Source organism: Gilliamella sp. Pas-s25, from assembly GCF_009795885.1.
Taxonomy (GTDB): Bacteria; Pseudomonadota; Gammaproteobacteria; order Enterobacterales; family Orbaceae; genus Gilliamella.
This window is the reverse complement of sequence record NZ_WTEV01000022.1, coordinates 17,000-38,901: the sequence shown is the minus strand read 5'-3', so window position 1 is coordinate 38,901 and position 21,902 is coordinate 17,000. Positions and strand designations below refer to the sequence as shown.

Sequence of the window (21,902 nt, the reverse complement as noted above, 5' to 3'; positions counted from 1 at the left end):
TGTTTTATTAATTTTAAATAAAAAATATGAACTAATTTATAGCTTGAAGGTCTAACTGATAAGTGAACATCAGTTTAACGTTTTTAATTGTTGCATTTTATCTATGTAGCAAAAGCCAGTTAATTTAAAGGGGGAGTTAAATGAGTACTGATATAAAAATGCAAGTAGGTGCTTTAATTCCACAAGGTAATATTGAATCATACATTCGTGCGATTAATACCTATCCGATGCTAACAGCAGAAGAAGAAAAATCGTTAGGTGAAAAACTTTATTATCATGACGATGTTGATGCAGCAAGACAATTGATATTATCTCATTTACGTTTTGTTGCGCACATTGCTCGTGGGTATTCCGGTTATGGTTTACCGCAAGCAGATTTAATTCAAGAAGGTAATATTGGTTTAATGAAAGCCGTGCGCCGTTTTAATCCAGAAATGGGGGTGCGTTTAGTCTCATTTGCCGTGCACTGGATAAAAGCCGAAATTCATGAATACGTATTAAAAAATTGGCGTATTGTTAAAGTGGCTACGACTAAAGCACAAAGAAAGTTATTTTTTAACCTAAGAAAGACCAAACAACGTTTAGGTTGGTTTAATAATGCTGAAGTTGATATGGTGGCTGATGAGTTAGGGGTAAGCCGTAAAGATGTACTTGAAATGGAATCACGCATGTCAGCACAGGATATGTCATTTGATATAGATAGTGATGACGATGATAATTCAATTGTTGCGCCAGCACTTTACTTAGAAGATAGTAATTCTGATTTTTCAAAATCAATTGAAAATGACAATTGGGAAAATGATGCAACAGATAAGTTACATGATGCATTATTAAAATTGGATGAACGTAGTCAAGATATCATCAAAGCGCGTTGGTTAGACTCGGATGATAGTAAGTCTACATTACAAGTTTTAGCTGATAAATATAGTGTTTCAGCTGAACGTATTCGCCAACTCGAAAAAAATGCAATGAAAAAATTACGAGTGGCTATTGAAGCATAGTTGATTTTTTATTGTTAACTTCTTAGGCCTTACTGATAAAAAAGTAAGGTTTTTTTTGTATTCTAACCTAATAAAACAATAAAAAATTATCGTTTTATTTTAATTTTTTATTGTTTTAAATTTTGTTTATGTTATATTGTGTACAGTTTTATAAAAGAAAGGATATAAAGATGAACACAGATATGACTAAAACACATTCTCGATTGAATCAATATTGTCGCTTCATGGCATTATTAACATTAATTCCTATTCTAATTATGTTAATTAGCTCAATATGCCCATTCTTATATTATTTTTTGGGTATGCAAAATATTGGGCTTGAATTTAGAGGGTTTTCTTTTATCCAAAGTGGGATTGATAATGTTGATCCTAAATCGTTATCTGGATGGCAAGCGACTATCGCAATGTTAATCGATACTTCATTAATACTTATTTTAGCTTATGCGTTTTATCAACTTAGATTATTGTTTATTAATTACAGTCAATCAGAGTATTTTTCGGTAAAATCAGCTAACCATTGTTACGTATTTGGCAAATTGCTTGTTTTTTGGGTGGTTATAAGTTTTTTATCTGAACCTTTATTAACAATGATCTTAACTTATAATCAAGAGTCGTCAGCACGTTACTTTTCTATTTCTTTTTCTAGTGATGATATTATAACGCTATTTCCTGCCATGAGTATTATGCTTATAGGTCAAATACTAAAAAAGGCTTGCCAACTAGCTGAAGAAAATAAACAATTTATTTAAAAGGAGCCATATGTGCCAATTATAATAAATTTAGACGTAATGCTAGCAAAACGTAAAGTTAAATCAAAAGATCTAGCGGTAGCAGTTGGTATTACAGAACAAAATTTATCATTACTTAAGCAAGGTAAAGTAAAAGGATTTAGACTAGCAACACTCGAAGCAATCTGCAAACATCTAGATTGCCAACCGGGTGATATACTAGAATATACGAACGAAGAATAACTTATTAACTTATTGCAAGTAATGCTGCCTCTTGTGCGTGAATTAAGGCTGTATCAAAAAAAGGTATATTACGATCGGATTGAGAGATTAATAACCCTATTTCCGTACAGCCTAAAATAACACCTTCTGCGCCATTTTTAACGAGTTTATCAACAATATTAAGATAGGCTTGCTTAGAATCAGGCTGAATAATACCTTTGCAAAGTTCATCATAAATGATCTGATTAATGATATTTCTGTCTTGAGATTCTGGAATAAGCACATTTAAATTTTTATCGATCAGTTTAGATTTATAAAAGTCCTGCTCCATTGTATATTTAGTACCTAACAAAGCGACCGATTTAATATTTTGTGCTAGTAAATGTTTAGCTGTCACATCGGCAATATGAATAATCGGAATATTAATTGCTTTTTGGATTTGATCTGCAACTTTATGCATGGTATTAGTACAAATTACAATAAAATCTGCACCAGCTAATTCTACTCTTTTAGCCGCATCAATTAAAATTTCTGCGCTTTTATTCCACTCATTATTGGCTTGGCAATTTTCAATCGCTTGAAAATCAACGCTATATAAAATTGTTTTTGCTGAATGCAGGCCACCTAATGATTTGGCAATAGTTTGATTAATAACTTGATAATAAGTTGTGGTGCTTTCCCAACTCATCCCTCCGATTAAACCAATGGTTTTCATTTTTCATATACCTATATAAAATTTATTTATTTTTTGTTAACTCGTCTTACTAAATAGTAGAATAGCTATGCTATAAAGTCTATATAAAAAATAATGTAGTTATAAATACGGCCTTTAAGGTAACATTCTTAAATGAAGAAAAGAAAAACACAGTTATGGTTTGCATCGATTATTTATTTCATACTCTCCTTGCCCTGTTTTGCCGATCCCAAAGTGATCCATGTTTTGGTGGCGCTTTGTGATAACAAATATCAAAAGATTGCACCTGTTCCAAAGGCGATAGGAAACGGTCAAGATCCCAAAAACAACCTTTATTGGGGGGCTGCTTACGGGTTTAAAACCTATTTTTCTAAGCAAAAAGAGTGGCAAATTGTACAAATTAATCGACCCAAATCAGGAATAATATTAGAAGAAATTATTTACAAACACCAAGACAAAGATGTCTATCTAATTGCACAGGCGTATAATGGCAAATATATTAACGATACTGTTGATGATTTTATTGACTACTCAGCAGGCAAAAAGGTAAAAGCGTTTAAATTAAGCGATAAAACGATCATGGCAGGTGGCAGTGCTGATCTGGTTGTCTATATTGGCCACGATTCATTAATGGAATGGTCATGGAAGAAGTATCTGCCTGATAGCTGGCGTTGGGATACATTATCAAAAGAACAACAAGAAAAACAAAAATCACGTTATGCGGCGGTATTTGCTTGCAAAAGCCAACAATATTTTACGCCACCACTATCGCGCCTAGGTATTACTCCGCTTATTTTAACTTTGCACCGTATGGCGCCCGAAGCGTATAGTGTACATGCAATGATTAACAGTTGGTTAAATGGTGAATCCAAGGCAGATATTCGATTAAAAGTGGCAAGCGCCTACAGCCAATATCAAAAACTAAGCAAGCCTGCTTTGCATATTTTTACCACCGAATACAGCCAATAATTGGCTAATATTTTGTTTTCAATAATCTTAGATAAATTATAAAGGTGTAATGAATTATGGCGATACCTAAAATAGTTATTCTAACCGGTGCGGGTATTTCGGCCGAATCGGGTTTATCAACTTTTCGAGCCCAAAATGGATTATGGGAAGGTTATGATGTTAATGATGTAGCAACTTACGAAGGCTATATACGCAACCCAACAGCGGTACATGATTTTTATAATATGTTGCGCCGTAAATTACAAAATCCAAGCGTAAAACCGAACGCAGCCCACTTTGCGCTAGCTGAATTAGAACAGAAATTAGGCACTGATAACGTCTTAATTGTGACACAAAATGTGGATAACTTACATGAACAAGCTGGATCTAAAAATATAATACATATGCATGGTGAGTTATTAAAAGTGCGTAATGAAAAAACAGGACAGATAATTGATTGCTTTAACGATGTGAATTATCAACAAAACCAATTAATTCGCCCACATATAGTCTGGTTTGGTGAAATTCCCCTACAAATGGAACAAATTTATGATGCACTTTCGCAAGCAGATTACTTTATATCCATTGGCACATCAGGCAATGTCTATCCTGCTGCTGGTTTTGTACAAATAGCTAATCAAGCGGGCGCTAAATCGATTGAACTTAATTTAGAGCCAAGTCTAGGTGAAAGTCTGTTTCAAACCAAAATTTACGGGCCAGCAAGTAAAATTGTGCCTGAATTTATCCAAAAATTTATTTAGGAATAGGTGGCTATTTTAGTTTTTTGAGATAATTGTTATTGCCTAAATTACGCATTTGGGCATGAATCCATTTTGCTCTTTTTTGGACTCGTTCACTTGGTGTAATTGGGCTCCAACGCCTTGGATTAGGTAATACTGCTGCAAGTAAGCTTGCTTGCTGTGATGTTAACTGACTGGCACTGACATTAAAATAGTGCTGAGATGCGGCTTCAATGCCAAAAATACCTTCTCCCCATTCTGCACAATTTAAATAGAGTTCCAGTATACGCTGTTTTGACCAAAATAGCTCTATCCATAATGTAAACCAAGACTCAATTCCTTTACGAATCCAACTGCGAGATGGCCATAAAAAGATATTTTTAGCCACTTGCTGAGTAATTGTGCTAGCGCCTTTAATCTTTTTACTATTTTGATTATGGTCTAGCGCTAGGCGAATGGCTTTAAAATCAAATCCCCAATGGGTAGGAAAATGCTGATCTTCTGACGCTATGACTGCAATTTTTATATTGTCTGAAATTTCATCCAAATCTTTCCAGATTCGTTGTTGTGGTGTATTCCAATGCATTATCTTGCGCTCTATCATTAACATAGAACCGAATGGCGGATTTACCCAACGCATAATTAAGGTGGCAAAGATAGATAGCAACATCAGTCCAATGATTCCTTTTTTGGTAATGATTAAAATGCGTTTTAATATTTTTAATAAAGGAATCATGCAAATTTTATAAACTACAAAGTAAAAAATTGGTAAATAAGATACGCTATATTATTGTTTAAATAAATAACTTTTTATAAATTCAACAATTTGAAGTGGTTGATTGATATCAAGCACAGGCAAAGAAGTTTCTAACGCTCCATCACTTGCAACCGCTATTGTAAACTCGTCAATATACAGTGCTTTTTTATTTGCTTTGCGGTGGCAAATAATTTTAGGGATTTTTTCGTGTTTAAATCCTTCTATTAGTATTATATCAATATCGTTAAATTGATTAATGAGTGTGATTAAATCGGTTGGCTTGTTTGGTGTTTCGCAAATTACTGCATATCGCTCATCACAAGCAACAATTGTTTGTAACGATCCGGCCTTACGTAATTGATAGCTATCTTTACCTGGAATATCGACTTCAATATCGTGATGAGCATGTTTTAATGAGCCGACTTTAAAATTTTGTTCAACAAGCAATGTAATGATCTTTTTCAGCAATGTTGTTTTACCGCTGCCACTATAGCCGCTAATGCCAATAATTTTTTGTTTGTTCATAGAACCTATATTTTAAAAGTGTTATATTCATGTGTAATTAATATTACATCATTTTATACAAAGCTAAACGATAAAGGTAATTATATGCATGATTTTTTGAATGATTATAATCAAACTGTTCATCCTAAATTGCTCAAAAGCATTATTGATATGACTGATAAGAAATTCAGTGGGTACGGTTTAGATCAATGTTGTAATCAGGCAAGAGAGAACATAAAAATACAGTTACAGTCGCCTAATGCTGATATTCATTTTATGCCGGGCGGTACGATTACTAATTTAGTGGTCATTTCACATATCTTAAGACCTTATCAGGCGGTGATTGCGGCTGATACTGGGCACATCAATGTGCATGAAACAGGGGCTATTGAGGCAACTGGGCATAAAGTATTAACAGTACAAACAGAAGATGGAAAATTAACGCCAGAACTGATTAAGCCAGTTTTAGCTGATCATTGTGATGAACATATGGTACAACCTAAGCTTGTGTATATTTCAAACACAACCGAGCTCGGCACGATATATACCAAGCAGGAGATCAAACAATTATATCTATTTTGTCAAAAAAATGACCTCTATCTTTATTTAGATGGAGCACGTTTAGCCATGGCTTTAGCGGCGAAAGATAATGATATATCTTTTCCTGACTTAGCAAAATACACGGATGTATTTTATATTGGTGGTACTAAAGTTGGTGCTTTTGCTGGTGAAGCGGTGGTGTTTAATAACTTATCAGTTAATCAAGATTTTCGTTTTAGTATGAAACAAAAAGGCGCAATTTTAGCTAAAAGCTGGATTGTAGCTTCGCAAATCAATACACTAATGCAAAATGATCTTTATTTAGAACTGGGTAAACACAGTAATGATATGGCTGAAAAATTAAAAACAATTTTTGAAAATATTGGGTTAACGTTTGCAGCTAAACCACAAAGTAACCAATTGTTTGTTAATTTTCCTAATAAGTTAGCTAAGAAAATTCTTGCACATTATGCTGTGGATAATCTCGGTCAAACTGACTCTAACCATATTGGTTTGCGTTTTTGTACTTCGTGGTCTACTCAAGATGAAGAGATAGCATTATTTGCTGAGCAATTAAAAAACTGGTTAGTGTGACGTATTGATTGATATTAGAAGCCGGAATGAATATGAACACTATATTGTTCATTATTTCGGCTATATTATCTATGAATAAATAGCATTAATGTCGGTATATATTTATCTTATTTTCTTTTTTAGTTACTTTATCATCTGATTTGCTTGTTTTAGCTCCTCTGGTGTATTGATATTAATAAAACAAGACGCCTGATTATCAAAATAGACCGATTTTGCTGAGATTTTTTCTAAAAATAACATTAATTTACGATTACCCTGTTCTAAATAAATCCTAAGTTGTGGGATAACACTCTTGTGAATAAGCAAAATGGTTGGGTGATGATATTTACCATCAAAAGGATAGATTGCTTTATGAGTTGATGTATGCGTAGCTAAACGTGCGATTAAATTATTTGGTAAAAAGGGTGTATCACAACTAACAAACAAATTCCAATCAGTTTTACTACATAATAACCCACTGTAAACACCTGATAATGGACCAAAATACCCTTTTAGAACGTCGCTAAATACTGGATAGCCGGCAGTTTGATATTGGCTAACATTATTATTACAATTAATCATGATGGAATTAGTTTGATGTTTGATGCGGTCAATGACATGTTGATAGAGCGGTTTTTGATTTAATAATAGTAAACCTTTGTCATCACCATTCATGCGTGTGCTTTTTCCTCCTGCTAAAATGATTGCAGTAATAGACAGTTTTTCCATAAATTATTTCTCTTTTACATTGCGAAAAAACAAAATAACATTACTATATAGCAAAGTTATTTTAAATTGCAGCATACACATTTTAAACAGATTGACTCAACTATTATTGAAACTGAGTATATACCAGTCTCTTTTTAAGGTGTAGTTTAATCAATTAAATATGATTATGGTGTCGATTTTTAGGTTGGCAATAATGAGCAAGCCTATTATTTCCTTACTTTATGAAATAATTTATTAGGTATAGATAAATAAGATTTTATATCATCCCCCTTCAATGAACACGAAGGATTAAAAAAGGTATTAATTATGAAATGTCATCGTATTGATGAAGTAATGGAATTATTACAACCAGCTTGGGAAAGTGATTCCGATCTTAACTTATTACAATTTTTAGCTAAGTTAGGGCAAGAGGCTGGTTTTGAAGGTGAATTAAAAGAGTTGAGTGACGAAGTTTTAATTTATCATTTAAAAATGCGCGGCTCGGATAAGAATGAAGCTATTCCTGGTCTAAAAAAAGATTATGAAGAAGATTTTAAATCCGCATTATTAAAAGCACGTGGGATTATAAAAGAATAAGGAGAATCATTAAAATGAAAAAAACACTTATTGCAATTAGTATTTTGCTTTCTTCTGTAAACTGTTTTGCAAAAGAAAGTCCAACCATTACTAAAACTAACACTAACACTAACACTAACACACCACAAACAGCGGCTGCGAATGTACTTGATCCGATTGAATTAGGCAAACAATATGCTGCACTGCCAACTAATCCATCACCGGATAAAGAAGTTATTGAGTTCTTTTCGTTTAATTGCCCAAGCTGTTTTAGATTTGAGATTCAAAATAATGGCTCACAAACTATTGGTCAATCTTTACCTGAAGGCGTCAAATTTAAACGCTACCATTTAGAGGATTTTGGACCATTGGCTAAAGAGCTTGCGCAAGCATGGGCTGTGGCTAATGTACTTGGTATTGAAGATAAAGCTTCAGATGCACTTTATAATGCTGTTCAGAAAGATAAAACAATAAAAACTGCTGATGATATTAAAATGGTTTTTGAAAAATTAGGTATCAGTGGCGAAGTGTATGATAAAACGAAAGACAACTTTTTAGTTAAAGCATTTATGGCACAACAAGCTGATGCGATTAAAGAGATGAAACCAGAGTCTATCCCTACAATTATTGTGAATCGTAAGTTTTATATCATAGCAAATCAGCTTAATAGAACTAGTGATGAAGCATTTATTAATGATTATGCAAGAGTGACAGCATTTGTAGCTGGGTTAGATCCTAATGCAAAAGTAAAAGAAAAAGAAAAAACTCATTCTAATAAAAAATAAATGGTTATTAAGTTTAAAAAAACAACCTGCATAAATTAATTTTTAAATCCCTTTGCATTATTGTTATCTACAAAGGGATTTTTTATTGTAGTAAGATGATTATTCTCGCTCTAAAGCATAAATCGGATCAAGTTTAGCTGCTCGCCTAGCTGGAAAATAGCCAAAAATAATACCGATTATACTTGAGAAACTAAATGCTGCGATAATGGCTATTACTGAAAAGCTCATTGCAAAAGAGGTGACAACGGAATTAAAAATAAATCCTATGGCAAATGAAAGTAAAATGCCAATAGTTCCACCAATTAAACAAACCAATACAGCTTCAATTAAAAATTGTTGTAATATATCGCTTGAACGAGCACCAACGGCCATACGTACACCAATTTCTCGCGTTCTTTCAGTGACCGATACTAACATGATATTCATCACCCCAATGCCACCAACAACAAGTGAAATGAGCGCAATGGCCGAAATCAATAATGTCATTACCCAAGCTGATGAGTTAATGGTTTCTCGTATATTGTCAGAGTTAAAGATGAAAAAATCTTTTGTGCCATGTCGTTTTAACATAATTTGATTAATAGCTTGTTCTGCAATCGATAAATCAACATTATCTTTAACTCGTACAGTGATGCTTTTTAACGAAGTTTGTCCCACCATACGATTAATCACAGTGGTATAAGGTAACCAAATATTCAAGCTTTCATTACTACCAAATCCTTGTTGTTGCTTAGTGGCAACACCAATGATTCTTACTGGTAGTTGCCCAGCCATTAAAATTTTTCCAATAGGGTTTTGATTTGCAAATAGTCGTTTAACGGTATTTTCATCAATTACCGCATCTTGTGCTGAAGTAATAATACTTGTTTCATCAAATGATTTTCCTTGGGAAATAGTATAACCACGAACTGCAAAGAATTGCTCTCCAACTCCATTTACTGTTCCTGTCAGAGCTAAGTTGTTAATTCGAAAATAAACACTGGTTGCAAGATTAGGTGTGGTGCTGTGAACAAAACTTTGTTGTGCCAAAAAGTCAGCATCAGATGAGCGTAGTGTTGTGATTTTATCTGCATTACGATCACCAAAACCTGTGCCAGCATAGATCTCTAACGTACTAGTTCCTAAAGAATTAATATTAGATAAAATTTTCTGCTTGGTACCTTGTCCTAATGCAACAACAGACACCACAGATGCAATACCAATAATAATACCTAACATCGTTAAGACAGTACGTAACCGCTGCGAAAGCATTGACAACATAGCCATCTTAAAAGCATCACGAAAACGATAATATTTTGCCAAGAAGTTATCTTGGGTTTTAGTCGCTTCGATTTGCTTAATTTCACGATTATCACCTTGTTCAGATTGGTATTTGGGATTAATTGAATCAGAAATAATATTACCGTCACTAATTTCAATAATTCGCTGGGCATTTTGGGCAATATTTGCATCGTGTGTGACAATAATAACTGTGTGCCCTTGTTGGTGTAACTCTTGCAATATGGCCATCACTTCTAAGCCACTTTTACGATCGAGAGCACCGGTTGGTTCATCCGCTAAAATAATTTGTCCACCATTAATTAAAGCTCGACCAATACTGACTCGTTGTTGTTGACCGCCTGATAACTGACTAGGTTTATTATGTATTTTATCAGCAAGCCCTAAACGTGTTAAAATTTCGTCCGCTCTTTTTTGTCGCTGTTCACTGGTTACACCAGCATAAATGGCTGGAATTTCTACATTCCCTTGTGCTGTTAGTGCATTTAACAAGTGATAACGTTGAAAGATAAAACCAAAATGTTCGCGACGTAATTGGGCTAGCTCATCAAGTGACAATTTACTTGTTGTGCGTCCGCCAATGGAGTAGGTGCCAGTGGTTGGTTTATCTAGGCAGCCTAATATATTCATTAACGTGGATTTACCCGATCCTGATGCTCCAATAATTGCCACCATTTCACCAGCATTAATTGTCAGATTGATGCCTTTAAGAACTTGTATGGTTGAATCGCCTGCTGGAAATTCACGAACAATATTTTCAAGTTTGATAAGAGGTGTATTATTTGCCATATTAGAATCGAATCCTTGGGGATCTTGCATTATTACCTATTGATGCTCCATTAGTACTACTTACTACAACAATATCACCCTCTTTTATACCCGATTTTATTTCAACATTGATATTATTATCGATACCTAAAATAACTTCGTGTTCTTCAATTTCTTTATTTTTATTTAATAGATAAACAATGGCTTTATTATTGCCTAATTTTTTTTGGACTGCTTGAGAAGGAATGATTAATACATCTTTTGCTTCAGATAGGACGATATAAACTTGTGCTGTCATTGAAATTCTTAAAATATGATCGGGATTATCCACATCAAATAATCCATTATAATAAATCGCGCTTTTTGTGGTTGATGATGAACTTGACAAGGTTGTCTCGGTATTAATTGAATCTGGTGCTGGCTCTATGGCACGTAGTGTTAAGCCATCAAAACGTCTATTAGGCTGTCCTAAAATGGTAAAATAAACAGGCATCCCTTTTTTGACATTGACCACATCGGCTTCGGAAATTTGCGCTTCAATCGTCATTTTATCAAGCTGGGCTACTTTAACAATGGTTGGTGCACTTTGGACAGAGTTAACGGTTTGTCCTTCATTTACAGGAATAGCAACAATCACTCCATCAATAGGTGAACGGATTTTAGTATATCCTAAGTTAACTTTCGCGGTATCAACCGCAACTTGCGCCTTAACAATGTCGGCATTAAGCGCAGCAATATCGGCTTTGATTGCATCAAGTTCGGCTTTTGCTGCATCCAAATCTGATTGAACACCCACCCCTTTACTGACTAGTTTGTGCTGACGATTATAAGTTAACTGATAGTTAATTAGTCTTGCTTGTTTGGCTTCGCGTTGTGCTTCTAAACTATTAAGTGAAGCTTCTGATTGTTTTAAATCATTGCTTTGTTTAAGATCGTCAATTTCGGCAATCATATCGCCTTGTTTAACTTCATCACCCAACTCAACATAGAGTTTTTTGATTTGGCCAGAAACCTGCGCGCCAACACTAACTTGTTTAAAAGCACTAATTGTACCATCGGCCAGTACCGTTTTTTCAATCTGACCTTTGGTAACAGGCGAGGTAATATAATTAGCGGTAGGTTGTGAATGAGATGTGATTAAGTATGCAATATAAATAATTACTAAGAAGATAATAGCTATAACTATATATTTAATTTTAATAAACTTTAACAATCCTTTTCATCCTTTTATTTAGTTGTTATTTTTTTTACATTTTATCGTAATAAACAAAAATGAAATTGATAACTATTCTTAATAATTTGTAATAATTATGAAAATTATCTTATACAAATTTTCTATTTTATACTAAAACGCATAGTTTTCTGAAAGTTTTTTACAATAATTGCGCATCTCAGTAAGTGATAATATGATCTTTATTCGGATTTATTGGCGATTGCGCTATAATGGCGCAAATTTTTGGTAGTCTCTAAAGATAGAAGAGTAATGGCGTTAAAAATAACCAACAAATGTATTAATTGTGATATGTGTGAGCCCGAGTGCCCAAACGAGGCTATCTCTATGGGCTTTGATACTTATGAAATCGATCCTACGAAATGTACCGAATGTGTGGGCTATTATGATCACTCAACTTGCCAGCGTGTTTGCCCTATTCAAAATGCGATTATCGCCGATCCTGAACATGTTGAAACACAAGAAGAGCTATTAGCCAAATTTCAGGGAATTAAGGCTTCTTCTTAAATTTAGGTTGGTTTTATATCAATCCGTAGCTCTTTGGGAATTTCAAAGGTGATATTTTCTAAAATGCCATCAGTTTCAATGAGTGATGTACAACCTAGACTTTTTAAGTGATCAATCACTTGCTGTACTAAAATATCAGGGGCAGATGCGCCAGCTGTCACGCCGATTGTATGTGCGTTTACCAACCATTCTTTTTGGATGTCAGAAGCAAAATCAATCAAATAAGCCTGTTTACTATTTCGTCTTGCCAGTTCAGCTAGGCGATTGGAATTAGACGAATTTTTAGAACCAACGACAAAGACGATATCGGCACGTGATGATAATTGCTTCACGGCCTGCTGGCGATTGGTTGTGGCATAGCAGATATCATTTTTACGAGGACTGCGAATATCAGGAAAACGTTTTTTTAAAGCAGCAATGATCTCTGCTGTATCATCAACCGATAACGTTGTTTGAGTGGTAAAGCAAAGGTTATTTTCGTTTTTTACCTGTAGCTTTTGTACATCATCAATTGATTCAATTAAATAGATGCCGCCTTTTGGATTGCTATATTGCCCCATTGTTCCATCTACTTCAATGTGACCTGCATGACCGATTAAAATCACCTCTTCGCCACGATAGCTTGAGCGAGCAACTTCCATATGTACTTTGGTTACAAGTGGACAAGTTGCATCAAAAACGCGGAGTTTACGTTGTTTGGCTTCCTCGCGGATCGCTTTAGACACGCCATGTGCCGAAAATATAAGAATGGTGTTGTCAGGTACTTCGCTAATATCTTCAATAAAAATCGCCCCTAACTCTTTTAGACGATTAACAACATAGCGATTATGTACTACCTCGTGACGAACATAAACTGGTGCGCCAAAGAGTTCTAGTGCACGTTCAACGATGGTGATAGCACGATCAACACCGGCACAAAAACCGCGAGGATTAGCTAAAATAATTTGCATACTATACAGTCTTCTTCGGTTTTTTATAATTACAGAAGATAAATAATCCAATACCCACGCAGATTGCACAGTCTGCGATATTAAAGGTCGGATAGTGCCAATGACCAAAATTGACATCAAGAAAGTCGATGACAAAACCATGATAAAGGCGATCAAATAAATTACCTAATGCACCACCTAAAATCAGCGCTAATGAAAAGTTTTCTAATTTTTGCTGGCGGGTATTGCGGTATAACATATGCAAAATTACGGCACTGATGATCAAGGCGATAGCGGCAAGCATCGTACGTTGTCCTTCAAGAATACTAAAGGCAGCGCCAATATTGCGTACATAAGTAATTGAGAAGAAGGGTAATAGGTTCACTGATTCAAATAGCGAAAAGTTATTTAAAATCCAAAATTTACTTGCGATATCAATGATAAAAACAATAATTGCAAATAATAACCAGTAAAGTCCGTTATCTTTTTTCATATAAGTCTGTGCTCATTATTATATTTCCGCCGACAATTGTCGGCGGAAAAGGTACTAGATAGCTATAAAGAGATACTATAGCTTATTTTAATGTGCTAAATGGCTTATCGCTATGCAAAATGTCGCACTTCGCCTTTGCCGTGAATATTTTCTTCACAACGTTTGCATAAGTGTGTGGTTGGTTCATTATCGACGGTATAGTGCCAACAACGAGGGCATTTATCACCTTGAGCCTTAGCAAGTTCAATTTTCAGTCCTTGAATATCGCTTTGCACAGCATTGGCTGGCGCTGCTTGTAATGGTTTTACGCTCGCTTGTGATGTAAGTAAGACAAAGCGTAATTCATTCTCTAATTTAGCTAATGTTGCGACAATATCTTCATCAGCATAAAGCGTAACAGCCGCTTCAAGAGCGCCACCAATCACTTTATCATTACGACCTTGTTCAAGCACTTTATTCACTTCGCTACGAATCGCTAAAATCTGCGCCCAATATTCGCTATTTAATGCTTCGTTATCTGACAAAGTAAAGAGCGAGCTATACCACTCATCTTCAAAAACGAATTCTTGTTTTTCTGCCGCTGGTAAGTATTGCCAAATTTCATCGGCGGTGAATGATAAAATGGGTGCAATCCAGCGAACCATAGCTTGAGCAATATGATACAACGCTGTTTGACAGCTATGGCGAGCAATACTATCGCTTTTAGCTGTATATTGGCGATCTTTGATGATATCTAAATAGAATGATCCCATTTCGATTGAGCAAAACTGCATAATCCGTTGTACCACTTTATGGAAATCATAACTTTCATAAGCTTGAATAATTTGTTCTTGAGCTTCTTTTGCCATACTAACTGCCCAACGATCAAGTACGACCATATCTTCTGGTTTAACCATATCTTTCACTGGATCGAAACCATTTAAGTTAGCGAGTAAAAAGCGTGCGGTATTACGAATTCGGCGATAACTGTCAGCTGCGCGTTTAATAATTTCGTCCGAATAACTCATTTCACCTGAATAATCGGTAGATGCAATCCATAAACGTAAAATATCGGCCCCAAGTTTGTTCATAACTTCTTGTGGTGTGACAATATTACCAAGTGATTTAGACATCTTGCGGCCTTGCCCATCAACCACAAAGCCATGCGTTAATACTTGTTTATAAGGGGCTTTATTATCGATTGCTGTTGATAACATTAACGAAGACATAAACCATCCACGATGTTGATCTGAGCCTTCTAAATACATATCGGCTTCATGTCCTTCAAATTCTGGACGAACACGAACAACTGATGAAAATGTTGATCCCGAATCAAACCACACATCTAACGTATCAGGCACCTTACGATAATCATCAGCATCTGGACCTAAGAGATCTTTAATATCAGCATCCCACCAAGCTTGAATGCCATCTTTTTCAACTAATTTAGCGACTTTTTCAACTAATGCTAACGTATCTGGATGAAGTTCTTCGGTCTCTTTGTGAACAAACAACGTCATAGGCACGCCCCACGTACGTTGACGAGAAATACACCAGTCTGGACGATTAGAAACCATGGTTTCAATCCGAGCTTGCCCCCAATCAGGGATCCAGCGAACTTGTTTGATTTCTTTTAATGATTGCGTTCGCAAGCCTTGTTTATCCATGCTGATAAACCACTGTGGTGTAGCGCGATAAATAACAGGGGTTTTATGACGCCAACAACATGGGTAACTATGTTCAATATTTTCAAAATGAAATAATGCGTTATGTTCTTTTAAAATTTCAACGACAACTTTATTGGCTTTGAATACAAATAAACCATCTAATCCGGCACCGGTCCCAGGTAAGTAACAACCATTTCCACCAACGGGGTTTGCTACTTCAAGCCCATATTTTTGACCGACCATAAAGTCTTCTGTACCATGACCTGGTGCGGTATGTACTGCACCTGTACCGGCATCAATAGTAACGTGCTCGCCAAGTACCACAGGTTCATCAAAATCAAGGAATGGGTGTTTAAAGCGTAATAACTCAAGTGCCTTACCTTGACAGCTACCTAATACTTTCCATTCGCTGATATTAGCTCGCTTCATCACTGTTTCAACTAAATCAGTGGCTAAGATTAGGCACTCTTTATCATTGATTTGAACCAGTTGGTATTCAAAATCAGCATTTAAAGCAATCCCTCGGCTAGCAGGTAATGTCCAAGGTGTGGTTGTCCAGATAACTGCATAAATGGTTAAATCGGTATTGATACCAAATTTTTTTGCGACAGCTTGATTATCAACCGCTTTAAATTTTACATCGATTGCTGGTGATGATTTATCATAATATTCAACCTCGGCTTCCGCTAAAGAAGACATACAATCAGTACACCAATAAACCGGTTTTGCGCCTTTAACTAAATGACCATTTTCAATCACTTTACCTAAAGCACGAATAATGTTGGCTTCTGTATCATAATTCATGGTGCGATAAGGGTTTTGCCAATCACCAAGTACGCCCATACGAATAAAATCGGCTTTTTGTAGTTCAACTTGTGAGGCCGCATAATCACGGCAAATTTGGCGAAATTCAGCAGGAGATACTTTAACCCCAGGCTTACCAACTTGCTCTTCGACCTTTTGTTCAATTGGTAAGCCATGACAATCCCATCCTGGAATATACGGGGAATCATAACCGCTTAAGCCTTTTGATTTGATAATGATATCTTTGATAATTTTATTAACTGCATGACCAATATGAAGTTTACCATTTGCATAAGGAGGACCATCATGCAAAATAAAGGTTTTTTTGCCTTTTTTTACTTGGCGGATTTTGCGATAAAGTTCTTTATCGTACCAATTTTGTAACATTGCAGGTTCGCGTTTAGCAAGATCGCCTCGCATTGGGAATCCTGTTTCAGGTAAATTCAATGTGTTTTTATAGTCTGTCATGCTGATTTATTCCAGTTAAATTTGTTGATACTACTTTTAATTGGTTAATTGTGCACTGATCTTTTTCGCAGTGCAAACATCTTGTGTAATTTGTTGTTTTAATTCTGCTAATGAATCAAACTTTTTCTCGTCACGTAATTTTTGAACGAAAGATATGTCTAAATATTGTCCATAAATATCATCTGAAAAGTCAAATAGATTCACTTCTAAAATGGCTTTTTTTCCATCAATAGTGGGTCTTATGCCAATATTAGCAATACCATGATAAGATTGATTACTACAACTGTTTTTTACTTTAACAAGATAAACGCCTTGCAAAGCAGGTTTTTTTCGGTGCAAATGAATATTAGCCGTTGGAAACCCTAACTGTCTTGCCAATGCATTGCCATGGACTACACGGCCTTGAATCGTATAATCACGACCCAATAAGCAATGAGCCAATTGAAAATCACTATTTAAAAGTGCTTGGCGAACGGCAGTACTACTAATACGAAAATTATTCCAAACCAATGTAGGCATGCTTTCTACTATAAAATCGTTGTTGTGGGCATATTTTTGTAGAAGATTGATATCCCCTTTACGGTCAAATCCAAATCGAAAATCATCACCGATAGTAATATATTTAGCTTGTAGCTTATTAATCAACCAATCTTGAATAAAATGATTTGCTGCCATATGGGCAAACTTTTTTGTAAATGGAATAACAATAGTATAGTCAACACCTAGCTTTTCAATAAAAATGATTTTTTCTTGGAATGAAGTTAACCGTGACGGCGCCTTATCTTGTGCAAAAAACTCTAGTGGTTGAGGTTCAAATAACATCACAACCGTAGGCAGGTTTCGTTTTTTTCCTTGTTTAATAATATGGTTAATTAATTGCTGGTGCCCTAAATGAACGCCATCAAAATTTCCCAAGGTTAAAACACATTGAGAGAATTGATTTTTTAAATTAGTTATACCACGGATAATCTTCATGAAAACAATGCTATTTATATTAAGTAACTAAGAATTATACCAATCTTTCTTGAAGATGCACGCAATATAAAGTTAGGTTTTACTGTTTTGCATCAAGCCTTTTACTTTATTTTACACAAAAGGCTTGCTAAGCTATGTCTTAAACCATTACTCGTCAAAAATAACGATTTATCATATCAATAATGGTTTAGTGCTCGTAAAAACTCTTGTCTTGTGCTTGGATTGGTTTTAAATCCACCACCCAGCGCCGTGGTGGTTGTGGTGCTGCTCGAATCTTTAATGCCTCTGGCTTTTACGCAATAATGGGTCGCTTCAATTGAAACCGCAACATTGACAGTACCAAGTAATGTTTGCAGGGCAACTAAAATTTGTTGCGTTAACCTTTCTTGTACTTGAGGGCGTTGTGAAAAGAACTCAACGATACGATTGATTTTAGACAGTCCTATCACTTTATCTTTCGGAATATAAGAAACGGTGGCTTTACCGTCTATTGTGACGAAATGGTGTTCACAAACACTAGTTAGTGTAATATCGCGAACAGTGATCATCTCATCCACTTGCATTTTATTTTCGATCAGCGTGATTTTTGGAAAATTTTCATAATAAAGACCAGAAAAAATCTCATCAACAAACATTTTCGATACTCGATGGGGGGTTTCGGCAAGGCTGTCATCAGTCAAATCCAGTTCCATTAGCTTCATAATTTCACGAAAATGTGACTCGATTTTTGCTTTACGCTCACTATTATCCATAGCTAGACGGCATGATGGTGTTTCAAGGTTTTTAGCGGCTAGTGCTTCTTTGACTTTTTGCGCGGCAAGAGTTAATTCTGTCATTTATCAAATACTCAGGCGAAATTAGAGGCAATATTATATAACACTCGTGAAGTAATATATAGTTCTTACAGATTTTTATACTAAAACGCATAGTTTCCTGAAACTTTTTTACATTATATTATTGTCTTGCTAAGAATATTTTAGCTAATTAGGTTATACTATCAGACATTGAATTGACTAACGTTTTAGGTAACCATAATGCCAAATAACACACCGATTATTTTAATTGATGGATCATCTTATCTTTACCGTGCTTTTTTTGCATGTCCTCCATTAACCAATGCCAAAGGTGAACCAACTGGCGCTATTTTTGGTGTGATTAATATGGTTCGTAGTTTAATTAATCAATACAACTCTTCCCATATTGCTGTGGTCTTTGATGCCAAAGGTGGATCATTTCGTAACGAGATCTATAGCGAATATAAAGCAACTCGCGAGGCAATGCCCGAAAATCTTCGTCCCCAAATTGAACCTATTCATACTATTTTGAAAGCCATGGGTTTACCACTACTTTGCATTGATGGTGTCGAAGCCGATGATGTCATTGGTACACTAGCTAGACAAGCAGAAAAGGAAAACCTTGAAGTATTAATTAGTACTGGCGATAAAGATATGGCTCAGTTGGTGAGTGATAAAATCACGCTTATTAATACCATGAATAATACGATTCTTGATCCAAAAGGCGTTATGGAAAAATTTGGTGTTCCACCCGAAAAGATGATTGATTATTTAGCATTAAGAGGGGATTCTTCCGATAATATCCCTGGTGTACCTGGCATAGGTGAAAAGACGGCACAAAGTTTATTATCTGAATTTGATGGCGTAAAAGATATTTATCATCGATTGGATGATATTGAAAAATTATCGATCCGAGGCGCTAAATCTTTAAAGAAAAAATTGATCGATAATCAAAATGATGCAGATCTTTCTTATTTACTTGCAACAATCAAAACCGATGTGAAGTTAGATTTTACCAATGAGCAATTATTGGTAGGGGATATTGACGTTAAGGCTCTAATTGAGTTGTTTAATTACTATGGTTTTCATCGTTGGCAAAAAGAATTAATTGGCGGTACTTTTTTAAAACAGCAAAAAAATACTGCGGTAGAAGTCGATGATAATTTCTTCTTATCTACTCAAGAAGAACAACTTACACCAACTTCACAAAACACAGAAACTGATTACCAATGCATATTAACCAATGAACAACTAGATGAATGGCTTGTAAAATTAACAAATAGCAAGCAATTCGCGTTTGATACTGAAACCGATAATGTAGATCATGTGCATGCTAAATTAGTGGGCATATCACTCAGTGTTGAACCTTATCAAGCGGCTTATATTCCACTTGCTCACCAATATTTAGGTGTTCCGAAGCAATTGCCGCTCAATGATGTTTTAGCTAAATTAAAACCGATATTTGAAAATCCAAAAATCCAAAAAATCGCCCAAAATGCGAAATTTGATTACAGCGTGCTGGCAAACTATGGCATAACAGTGCAAGGAATTGCGTTTGATACCATGATTGAATCTTATGTATTAAACAGTAATGACCGTCATGATATGGATAGTTTGGCAAATCGCTATTTGAATCATAAAACCATTACTTATGATGAATTAACTAAATTTGATAAAATTCGAGTGACTATTGATAATATTGATGTAATAAAAACGACGCAATATGCTGCTGAAGATGCCGATATCACGTTACAATTGCATAATAAGTTATGGCCTGTGCTTGAACGAGACCAAAAATTAAAAAATCTATTCACTAATATTGAAATGCCACTCACCATTATAATAGCCGAAATGGAAAGAACCGGTGTTTTGATTGATGCCAAGTTATTAAATAAGCATTCTACTGAATTGAACAACAAATTGAACGAAATTCAAGAAAGATTACAATTGCTGGCTGGTGAAAATTTTAATCCGGCATCGCCTAAACAAATTCAAGCTCTTTTATTTGATAAGCATCAATTACCAGTACTCAAAAAGACGCCAAAAGGTGAACCATCAACCAGTGAAGATGTTTTGAGTGAGCTAGCTAATCAATACGAATTACCACGTATGATTTTGCTTTATCGTAGTTTAGCTAAGTTAAAAAATACTTATACCGATAAATTACCCTTGATGATTAGCCCTATCGATCATCGGATCCACACTAATTATAATCAAATCGGTACGATAACGGGTCGATTGTCGTCAAATGAGCCAAATTTACAACATATCCCAGTGAGAACCGAAGAAGGGCGCCGAATTCGACAGGCATTTGTTGCGCCAAAAGGTTATAAGATTATTTCTGCTGATTATTCGCAAATTGAATTACGTATCATGGCGCATCTATCACAAGATAAAAGCTTACTTAACGCTTTTGCTAACGATAAAGATATTCACCGAGTGACGGCTAGTGAAATTTTAGATAAATCTGAATCTGAAGTCACTTTTGAAGAGCGAAGACGGGCAAAAGCAGTTAATTTTGGATTAATTTACGGTATGAGTGCTTTTGGTTTATCTAAACAAATTAATATTACTCGTAAAGAAGCAAGCTTTTATATCGATCGCTATTTTGAACGTTACCCAGGCGTTCAAACTTATATGGACGAAATCCGCCAGCAAGCAGCAGAACAAGGTTATATTGAAACTTTATCTGGTCGACGTTTGTATCTTCCAAAAATTAAATCAGGAAGTGGTATTGAACGTCGTGGTGCTGAGCGTGCCGCCATTAATGCGCCAATGCAAGGCACGGCGGCTGATATTATCAAAACAGCGATGATTAAAGTGAGTGAATGGATTAAAAGTCTACCTGTAGGTAATATTAGAATGGTGATGCAAGTACACGATGAACTCGTATTTGAAGTAAAAGAAGAATTGGCTAAGCAGTATCGCACTCAAATAAAATCGATTATGGAGAATTGTTATCAGCTATCGATACCATTAAAAGTGGATGTTGGCTTAGGTGATAATTGGGATGAAGCACACTAATGAGGCTAGATCAGTACTAAATAAATCAGCCTTAACTTAAATAAAATGGCTAAATGTTAATTTTATACTGAAACACATACTTTTCTGAAACTTTTTTACAACAGCATGGTTTAACTTTCTAACATTAATGGCACTATTGCCGAAACCTTTCGGCGTGTTAGAATAGGTAACTAAATCAAATTTATATCAAAATGTTATTCTGTCAGAGC

21 protein-coding genes are annotated in these 21,902 nt (G+C 35.2%); 10 read left to right on the top strand and 11 right to left on the bottom strand.

Translation table 11 applies throughout. The features are described 5' to 3' along the window. Positions 1-140: 140 nt before the first annotated feature. The 3 genes from rpoH to GQ593_RS10050 all read left to right on the top strand — a co-directional run bounded on the left by rpoH (position 141) and on the right by GQ593_RS10050 (position 1,972). Positions 141-1,001 (top strand): RNA polymerase sigma factor RpoH, encoded by an 861-nt coding sequence (rpoH, locus tag GQ593_RS10060; protein WP_160431901.1) that lies wholly within the window; start codon positions 141-143, stop codon positions 999-1,001. Between the two features lie 170 nt (positions 1,002-1,171). After that, the gene (locus tag GQ593_RS10055) at positions 1,172-1,750 is read left to right on the top strand and encodes a DUF2975 domain-containing protein (protein WP_160431900.1); all 579 of its coding nucleotides are present in this window, start codon (positions 1,172-1,174) and stop codon (positions 1,748-1,750) included. 12 nt (positions 1,751-1,762) lie between these two features. Beyond that, entirely contained in the window at positions 1,763-1,972 is a 210-nt protein-coding gene (locus tag GQ593_RS10050; RefSeq protein WP_034910784.1) for a helix-turn-helix domain-containing protein, read from the top strand. A 4-nt stretch (positions 1,973-1,976) separates the two neighbouring features. Here the strand turns inward: GQ593_RS10050 and GQ593_RS10045 are convergent, their stop codons facing one another. Next, positions 1,977-2,666 carry an aspartate/glutamate racemase family protein gene (locus tag GQ593_RS10045; protein ID WP_065587630.1) on the bottom strand — a complete coding sequence of 230 codons (690 nt, stop codon included), beginning with the start codon at positions 2,664-2,666 and terminating at the stop codon, positions 1,977-1,979. Positions 2,667-2,798: 132 nt separating this feature from the next. Between GQ593_RS10045 and GQ593_RS10040 the strand changes: the two genes are divergently transcribed. Then, positions 2,799-3,614 (top strand): hypothetical protein, encoded by an 816-nt coding sequence (locus GQ593_RS10040; RefSeq protein WP_160431899.1) that lies wholly within the window; start codon positions 2,799-2,801, stop codon positions 3,612-3,614. A gap of 56 nt (positions 3,615-3,670) precedes the next feature. Then, positions 3,671-4,354 carry a Sir2 family NAD+-dependent deacetylase gene (cobB, locus tag GQ593_RS10035; RefSeq protein WP_160431898.1) on the top strand — a complete coding sequence of 228 codons (684 nt, stop codon included), beginning with the start codon at positions 3,671-3,673 and terminating at the stop codon, positions 4,352-4,354. A 10-nt stretch (positions 4,355-4,364) separates the two neighbouring features. Here cobB and mtgA read toward each other — a convergent pair whose 3' ends face one another. After that, a complete protein-coding gene (gene mtgA, locus GQ593_RS10030; protein ID WP_442903607.1) occupies positions 4,365-5,051 on the bottom strand; it encodes a monofunctional biosynthetic peptidoglycan transglycosylase in 687 nt (228 codons plus the stop codon). A gap of 69 nt (positions 5,052-5,120) precedes the next feature. Next, positions 5,121-5,615 carry a molybdopterin-guanine dinucleotide biosynthesis protein B gene (gene mobB, locus GQ593_RS10025; RefSeq protein WP_160431896.1) on the bottom strand — a complete coding sequence of 165 codons (495 nt, stop codon included), beginning with the start codon at positions 5,613-5,615 and terminating at the stop codon, positions 5,121-5,123. An 84-nt stretch (positions 5,616-5,699) separates the two neighbouring features. On the opposite strand from mobB, the gene GQ593_RS10020 reads away from it, so the two are divergent. Continuing rightward, positions 5,700-6,728 (top strand): threonine aldolase family protein, encoded by a 1,029-nt coding sequence (locus tag GQ593_RS10020; protein WP_160431895.1) that lies wholly within the window; start codon positions 5,700-5,702, stop codon positions 6,726-6,728. Between the two features lie 123 nt (positions 6,729-6,851). On the opposite strand, the gene mobA is transcribed toward GQ593_RS10020, so the two are convergent. Beyond that, a complete protein-coding gene (gene mobA, locus GQ593_RS10015; RefSeq protein WP_160431894.1) occupies positions 6,852-7,436 on the bottom strand; it encodes a molybdenum cofactor guanylyltransferase MobA in 585 nt (194 codons plus the stop codon). Between the two features lie 306 nt (positions 7,437-7,742). Between mobA and GQ593_RS10010 the strand changes: the two genes are divergently transcribed. Together GQ593_RS10010 and GQ593_RS10005 are read left to right on the top strand one after the other, a co-directional pair. Next, entirely contained in the window at positions 7,743-8,012 is a 270-nt protein-coding gene (locus tag GQ593_RS10010; RefSeq protein WP_085246983.1) for a YihD family protein, read from the top strand. Positions 8,013-8,026: 14 nt separating this feature from the next. Further along, positions 8,027-8,776 (top strand): DsbA family protein, encoded by a 750-nt coding sequence (locus GQ593_RS10005; protein WP_160431893.1) that lies wholly within the window; start codon positions 8,027-8,029, stop codon positions 8,774-8,776. A gap of 99 nt (positions 8,777-8,875) precedes the next feature. Here GQ593_RS10005 and GQ593_RS10000 read toward each other — a convergent pair whose 3' ends face one another. Continuing rightward, a complete protein-coding gene (locus tag GQ593_RS10000) occupies positions 8,876-10,843 on the bottom strand; it encodes a MacB family efflux pump subunit (protein ID WP_160431892.1) in 1,968 nt (655 codons plus the stop codon). Position 10,844: 1 nt separating this feature from the next. Continuing rightward, positions 10,845-12,035 carry an efflux RND transporter periplasmic adaptor subunit gene (locus tag GQ593_RS09995; RefSeq protein WP_160431891.1) on the bottom strand — a complete coding sequence of 397 codons (1,191 nt, stop codon included), beginning with the start codon at positions 12,033-12,035 and terminating at the stop codon, positions 10,845-10,847. 270 nt (positions 12,036-12,305) lie between these two features. Here GQ593_RS09995 and GQ593_RS09990 point away from each other — a divergent pair, with 270 nt between their 5' ends. Beyond that, complete coding sequence (locus tag GQ593_RS09990; protein ID WP_160431890.1) at positions 12,306-12,560, top strand: YfhL family 4Fe-4S dicluster ferredoxin; 255 nt, start codon at positions 12,306-12,308, stop codon at positions 12,558-12,560. A 2-nt stretch (positions 12,561-12,562) separates the two neighbouring features. Here GQ593_RS09990 and ispH read toward each other — a convergent pair whose 3' ends face one another. From ispH to folE, 5 genes are all read right to left on the bottom strand, one after another. Next, entirely contained in the window at positions 12,563-13,510 is a 948-nt protein-coding gene (gene ispH, locus GQ593_RS09985) for a 4-hydroxy-3-methylbut-2-enyl diphosphate reductase (RefSeq protein WP_160431889.1), read from the bottom strand. 1 nt (position 13,511) lies between these two features. After that, positions 13,512-13,982 (bottom strand): signal peptidase II, encoded by a 471-nt coding sequence (gene lspA, locus GQ593_RS09980; RefSeq protein ID WP_160431888.1) that lies wholly within the window; start codon positions 13,980-13,982, stop codon positions 13,512-13,514. 110 nt (positions 13,983-14,092) lie between these two features. After that, positions 14,093-16,900 carry an isoleucine--tRNA ligase gene (gene ileS / locus GQ593_RS09975; protein ID WP_160431887.1) on the bottom strand — a complete coding sequence of 936 codons (2,808 nt, stop codon included), beginning with the start codon at positions 16,898-16,900 and terminating at the stop codon, positions 14,093-14,095. A gap of 36 nt (positions 16,901-16,936) precedes the next feature. Next, on the bottom strand, positions 16,937-17,875 hold the full coding sequence (ribF, locus tag GQ593_RS09970) for a bifunctional riboflavin kinase/FAD synthetase (RefSeq protein WP_160431886.1): 939 nt from the start codon (positions 17,873-17,875) through the stop codon (positions 16,937-16,939). Between the two features lie 176 nt (positions 17,876-18,051). Further along, positions 18,052-18,711, bottom strand: coding sequence for a GTP cyclohydrolase I FolE (gene folE / locus GQ593_RS09965; RefSeq protein ID WP_160431885.1), 660 nt, complete (start codon positions 18,709-18,711; stop codon positions 18,052-18,054). A 198-nt stretch (positions 18,712-18,909) separates the two neighbouring features. On the opposite strand from folE, the gene polA reads away from it, so the two are divergent. Then, positions 18,910-21,693 (top strand): DNA polymerase I, encoded by a 2,784-nt coding sequence (gene polA / locus GQ593_RS09960; protein WP_160431884.1) that lies wholly within the window; start codon positions 18,910-18,912, stop codon positions 21,691-21,693. Positions 21,694-21,902: the final 209 nt, after the last annotated feature.